At 66.8% G+C, this 3,009-nt stretch carries 2 protein-coding genes and 3 pseudogenes; 2 read left to right on the top strand and 3 right to left on the bottom strand.

Going from position 1 to position 3,009, the window contains the following annotated elements; genetic code table 11:
- Positions 1–775, top strand: a 775-nt coding sequence (locus AC2VOK_RS00690) for a maleylpyruvate isomerase N-terminal domain-containing protein (protein ID WP_428898759.1), incomplete at its 5' end; no start/stop codon positions are given.
- Between the two features lie 62 nt (positions 776–837).
- Here AC2VOK_RS00690 and AC2VOK_RS00695 read toward each other — a convergent pair.
- The 3 genes and pseudogenes from AC2VOK_RS00695 to AC2VOK_RS00705 form a co-directional block, all read right to left on the bottom strand.
- Positions 838–1,044 (bottom strand): annotated as a pseudogene (locus AC2VOK_RS00695) (cysteine hydrolase family protein); the annotation flags it as partial.
- A 42-nt stretch (positions 1,045–1,086) separates the two neighbouring features.
- Positions 1,087–1,296, bottom strand: a pseudogene (locus tag AC2VOK_RS00700) (hemerythrin domain-containing protein); the annotation flags it as partial.
- Between the two features lie 217 nt (positions 1,297–1,513).
- The gene (locus tag AC2VOK_RS00705; RefSeq protein WP_343709651.1) at positions 1,514–2,518 is read right to left on the bottom strand and encodes a glycoside hydrolase family 6 protein; all 1,005 of its coding nucleotides are present in this window, start codon (positions 2,516–2,518) and stop codon (positions 1,514–1,516) included.
- Positions 2,519–2,597: 79 nt separating this feature from the next.
- On the opposite strand from AC2VOK_RS00705, the pseudogene AC2VOK_RS00710 reads away from it, so the two are divergent.
- Positions 2,598–2,834 (top strand): annotated as a pseudogene (locus tag AC2VOK_RS00710) (enoyl-CoA hydratase); the annotation flags it as partial.
- Positions 2,835–3,009: the final 175 nt, after the last annotated feature.

Consider the following 3,009-nt stretch of genomic DNA (forward strand, 5'->3'; position numbering starts at 1 on the left):
TGAATTCCAGGAGGGATCGTCTCGGTCCCACACCTGCCGACCACCGCAGCTGTTGCCGATCTCCGACGCCGCGGCGGCCTACCGCCTCGTCTACAGACGCATCGACGGGCTGATCCGCAGCCGCGCTGAGGTTGCCGACCTGACCGTGCCGGCCTGTCCCGGCTGGACCATCCGCCAGACAGTTGCTCACCTTGCCGGCGTCGCCCAAGACGTCGTTTCCCTCAACATGGAGGAAAAGGCCGCCACCTCATGGACCAAGGCGCAGGTCGATCGCCTCGGCGGGACCAGCATCGACGATCTACTCGACCTGTGGGAGCAGCTGATCGACGCGGTGACTGCCAGGCTCGATCTGGCCCCCCAGGCATCCGCAAGCCAGCTTGTCTTCGATACCCTCACCCACGAGCATGACATTCGCGGCGCGCTGGCTGAAAGCGGTTCCCGAACTCCAGATCTCACATTCGAGGTGGCACTGGGTTTCCTGACCACGATGGGCGACCGAATTTACCGAGAGGCAGGGCTGCCGGCGCTCCAGTTGACCACCCCCACCATCGGTTCGGTACAGCTCGGCGACCCACAGACCGCGCCAGGTCAACTCGCGCTCGATATCTCTGATTTCGAGGCACTGCGCGCCTTCGGCGGACGACGTAGTATCCGGCAACTGATGGCACTTCCCTGGCGCGGAGACCCGACACACCTGCTGCCCGCCTTCACGCATTCGCTGCCTGCCGCCAGCAATGGCGGCATCCGACCACCGTCCGACGACCTCCTGGAATGATCGAGACGTAACCGCCACAGCGTCACGCCGATGTGGGCCATCTCGACGCGGCCCCGTTCGTCGAGCCCGGAGGCCGCGTCGTCGACCAACATGATGCGGTAGTCGCGCTCGCTGGCTTGATAGAGCGTGGTGCGTGGGCAATTCGGAAAGTTGCATCCGGCGACCACCACGATGTCGACGTCATTGTCACGGAGATGGTCGTCGAGGGCCGTGCCGAAGAAGGCGCCCCACCGATTCCATCCTGTCGGGTTGGAGCCTGGCACCGCCACGGTCGACCAATGCCGCCCCCGAGGCCAGCATTCCTCGTTCGCCGTGAACTTGCTCAGGTCAGAGATGCCGAGGCTTTTTCCGATGTCGGCGACTTTGTCGACCATCCCTTCGAAGCCGGCCGGACCGAACCGCCGATGTTCCTCCTCTTCGGAAATCTCAGCCAGGTGGCGAAACTCCGCGGCGGGCAACACCTCACACACCGGGAAAACGACTGTGTCTTCGCGTGCCTCATGGGGCTCATTCATCCGGATATCGAGCCGATCCACGGCGCCTGGATTGACTTCCCGACAAGAAGGGGTGGACGGACGCGCTCGCCGGGTCTACGAGGTCACCGACTCGGGCAGCCGGCGCTGGCCGGGGAGCGTGCCCGCTCGCCGAATTGGCCTCCGAGATCCTCGGCCACCGGGAGGAGTCATCGCCAGCGAGCTCCCCGCATTGGCGCAGCGACTCGGCACCGGCGGTGCAGGGCTACTGGCCCGCGTTGCGGGCCAAGTCGATGGCGTACTGGTTCACGAACGTGCCCGCCGGCGGGTCGCCTTCGTCGCAGGTCCCGTCGGATTCACCGGGGCGTTTGATCCACAGGTAGGCGTCGGCGTGCGCTCCACCGGTGGCCGCGGTCGGGGCAGCGCCCAGCGCCCGGCCGCTGGGGTTGCACCAGTTCAGCTTCGAGTCGGGCGCCGGCCCGGCGCCGTTGCGCGAGGTGTCGATCACGTAGTGCGAACCGTTCGTAAGCCCCGAAATCGCCTCGCCGTAACCGATTTCGTCCTCCGTGGTGAAGAAGTTGGCCGTGTTGAGGCTGAAGCCCCGCGCGTGCCCGACGCCGGCCTGGTTGAGCCTGGCCGACATGTCCTCGGGAGTGTGCCAGCGCAGGTGGCCGCCGTCGACGTACACGGCCGTGCCCGGATTGCGGCTCAGCGTGTCGACGGCGTAGCGGATCAAGTCGTAGCGCTCTTGGCGCTGGTCCGCAGACAGGCAATCGGCCATCGCGAGTGCATCCGGCTCGAGGATGATCGCCGTGCGCGACGCGCCCACGTCCGAGGCGATGCCGTCGATCCAGGCGCGGTAGGCGTCGGCCGTCCCGAAGCCCCCCGCGGCGAAGCTGCCGCAGTCGCGGTGGGGAATTCCGTACAGCGTCAGCACCGGGAGAGCCCCAGCAGCCTGCGCGTCGCCGATGTACCTGGCGACCGTGGCCGCCGAGCCGCCCGGGACGATCCAGTACGCCTGCGGCGTGTTGGCGATGGCCGTGAGCTCGGGACTCGGCGGATCGGCGTGCTGGGCGGCGCGCATGGCCGCTGAGGCGGGATTGACGTAGAGGGGCATGCCGGCGAACGGGTTGGCGTCATCGGCCAGGCGCACCGCCGGGGCGGGACCGACCTGCACCGGGTGGCCGAGAAAACCCGCACCGGCAACCGTTGCGACCGTGAGTAAGGGGGCGATCCACCGCCCGACTGCACCAGTAGCTGAAAACATCACCTTAGGGAAATTAGTGCTCCAGGCCATCGAGCGCCAATCCCCCGGGGCGCCAGGGATCCTTCACGCATCCCCTTCAAGGATGCTGCAGCGCGCGGTGGGTCCGCAGGTCGCCCGCGCGGCACTCCTGTTCGGCATGCGCTTCGACGCCGACGCCGCCGTGCACCACGGGCTGGCGCTCAGCGTCGCCGACGATCCGGTCGCCGCCGCGCGGGGCGTGGTGTTGACCACCAAGTCGGCGATGCGCGCCACCGCCCACCCGGGAGCGTTCGACAACGAGGCCCACGAGTTCGCCATGCGGACCGAGTTGGGGGCGTAGGCACAAACCATTCAATCGCCGGAATTCGCAAGTAGGTTGGCCGCCGCACGGCTCAGGTAGCCATCACGTCGTAACCCGAAATAACTTGTGTCACTTGTGTTTCTGTGGTCACAATTCGGGGTTTCTTGTCGGTGGCCTTGGTTAGTTTTGCGGTGTGAGTGTTGATCGGGAGGCG

It is taken from the genome of Mycobacterium sp. TH-M116 (genome assembly GCF_057473685.1).